Annotated in this window: 1 protein-coding gene and 1 pseudogene; one reads left to right on the top strand and one right to left on the bottom strand. The window is 59.8% G+C overall.

The genetic code is table 11. The features are described from left to right. The first annotated feature begins 190 nt into the window (after positions 1-190). A complete protein-coding gene (locus KIP88_RS48420) occupies positions 191-466 on the top strand; it encodes a Fic family protein (protein ID WP_308163847.1) in 276 nt (91 codons plus the stop codon). Between the two features lie 592 nt (positions 467-1,058). Here KIP88_RS48420 and KIP88_RS48955 read toward each other — a convergent pair. Continuing rightward, positions 1,059-1,935, bottom strand: a pseudogene (locus KIP88_RS48955) (IS630 family transposase); the annotation flags it as partial. Positions 1,936-2,317: the final 382 nt, after the last annotated feature.

The following is a 2,317-nucleotide window of genomic DNA, read 5'->3' as shown; positions in this document are numbered from 1 at the left end:
GCCCGCGCCGTAGTGAGCCAGATTCCAAAAGATCTGCTCGCGCGAACCGCTGCCGTTCTTCTCCTCAAAGACTCAAAGTCGAGCTACGTCAATAGAAGGCGAGAGACCACCGCAGGACCGTATCCAGCGATGGGGAATGGTCATCGGGAAGGCGGGACGGGGACCGCTCGATGAGGCAGAGGTTCTACGCGTGCAGCGCATCGCGATCGGCGATGAGCGCTTCGTGAAGCTCGGCTTCCGTACCGAAGCTGGTTTCGTCGGCGACCACGACCGCGAGACGCAAAGACCGATCCCGGATCATATCAGCGCGCGCCACGAAGATATCGCCTCCCTGGTCCGCGGACCAATCGCGTTCGATCATGCGGCGGAAAATGAGCTTGATCCAGTCGTCGCCGCCGCCGTGCTGGCCTTCGGTTTCGTCTTTATCCACCGCTTTGAGGACGGCAATGGCCGCATTCACCGATAGCTGATGCACCATGTTCTGGCACGACGAGGATTTCAATCCCGCTGGAATCGACATTCCGGTTTCGGCAGTCACTCTCGACAAGATCAGCGAATACAAGGAAGTGCTGGAAAGCTATTCGATTAGATTGCTTCCGTGTGTTGAATGGGGAGCCGACGCCACAAGGCAACATGAAGGTCGTGAACGATACCGGGCGACTTTTACCGCTTCTTCGACGCGACGCCACACGCCGAGTTTCTGTACGAATGCGTGCAGAGGACCGTCGAACAGGATCTTCCGAAGGAAACCCGATTTTTGCAGAGCTTCGATACCTTCCGCACGAGGGGTCGAGAATATCGTCGACATGCCGGAACGAACGCTAAACAATCTCTTCGGGTTTCTGCAACAGAATGCAGGCGGACTCTCAATCGGGCCCGCGAGAATGAGTTTTCTGAACTGACTTCGGATGAAGTGACTAGAATTGCGGAGCTTTATCAAGCCGTCTTCTCTCCTTTGCGGGGCGGCAGGAAACGGACAGCACGGTTTTTAATCGCTCACTCAGACCGTTCGGCCATGGCCTTTTCGATTTGCTCGGCAAGCTGCCTGAAATGGGCGGCGAGGTGCTCGTACAGTTCGCGCTCCTTCTGGTGCGCGCGGCACCCTTGCGCAGCGCCGTCTTCAGCTTGGAGAATGCCATTTCAATCGGATTGAGGTCCGGCGAGTAGGCCGGCAAATAGCGCACCTTGGCGCCGACCGCTTCGACCGCCTGGCGAACGCCGTCGATCTTGTGGGTGCGCAGGTTATCCATGAAGACAATATCGCCGTTTCGCAGCATCGGCGCGAGGATCTGCTCAACATAAGCGAGGAACGATGGCCCATCCATCGCGCCGTCAATGACATAAGGCGCCGTCAGGCCGTTGATGCGCAACGCGGCAACAAGCGTCAGCGTCTTCCAGTGGCCGTGCGGCACGCTCGCAACGAGACGCTCGCCACGCGGTGAGCGGCCGCGATGCCGGACCATCTTGGTCGTAACCGCCGTCTCGTCGATGAACACGAGGCGCGGCGCATCAAGCTTGGATTGCTCGACCTTCAGCTCGGCACGCGCTGCAGCGACATCAGGACGATCCTGTTCGGCGGCGTGCAGAGTTTTTTTTGAACGTGATATCGTGGCGTTCGTAGAAGCGCCAGACCGAGGTCGTGCCGGTTTTCAGCCGCTTCTCGGACTTGAGCCGCGCGCGAATCTCTTCGAGCGTCAAGTCCGGCTCCGCTGCGACCAGATCAAGCAGCCATTGGCGATGCGCCTCGAGCGGCGAGCGGCTGTGGCCCGTGCCGGGCAATGCCGCTACACTGCCCGTTGTCGCCCAGCGCTCGATCCAGCGGATTGCGGTCGAGGCGCTGAGACCGAGCACCCGCGCCGCTTCCCGTCTGCTCTCGCCGTCTTCGACAAGCGCAACCGCCCGCGCCCTGAGGTCCTTCGAGTATCCCTTCGCCATCGCGCGACCTCGCCGTTGCTGTCAAAGCAACTCGAATCTGATTTGCGCGCCTCTGGGAACCCCCTTACTGTTCCGATTCACATCAACCGAAAACCGCTCTCTAGGATCCCCGCCCTTATAGAGCACAAAATAGGGTAGCCGGCGCTCGCCTTGCTTTCGTATCTGAATAAAAACGCGGCTTTCGCAGCGCAGGCACTTGGCCGTCAACCCGTCTTGGCTACCACGGGCGCCGTCCGTTAGCCGATCCCGAAGAGTACCCCACGCATCCTCGGACAAGGATAGAAGCTCGCGCGCCGACATTGAACCGATCGGCCGGTCAAACATGACCGCTTCGATGATGCGGCGCGGCGGGCGGTGCGGGGAGACTCACTTTTCAGCATTC

The sequence above is a fragment of the Bradyrhizobium sp. SRL28 genome, assembly GCF_018596315.1.
Classification (GTDB): domain Bacteria; phylum Pseudomonadota; class Alphaproteobacteria; order Rhizobiales; family Xanthobacteraceae; genus Bradyrhizobium.
Note: the sequence above shows the minus strand (reverse complement) of the source record. Positions and strands in the feature narration are given on the sequence as shown.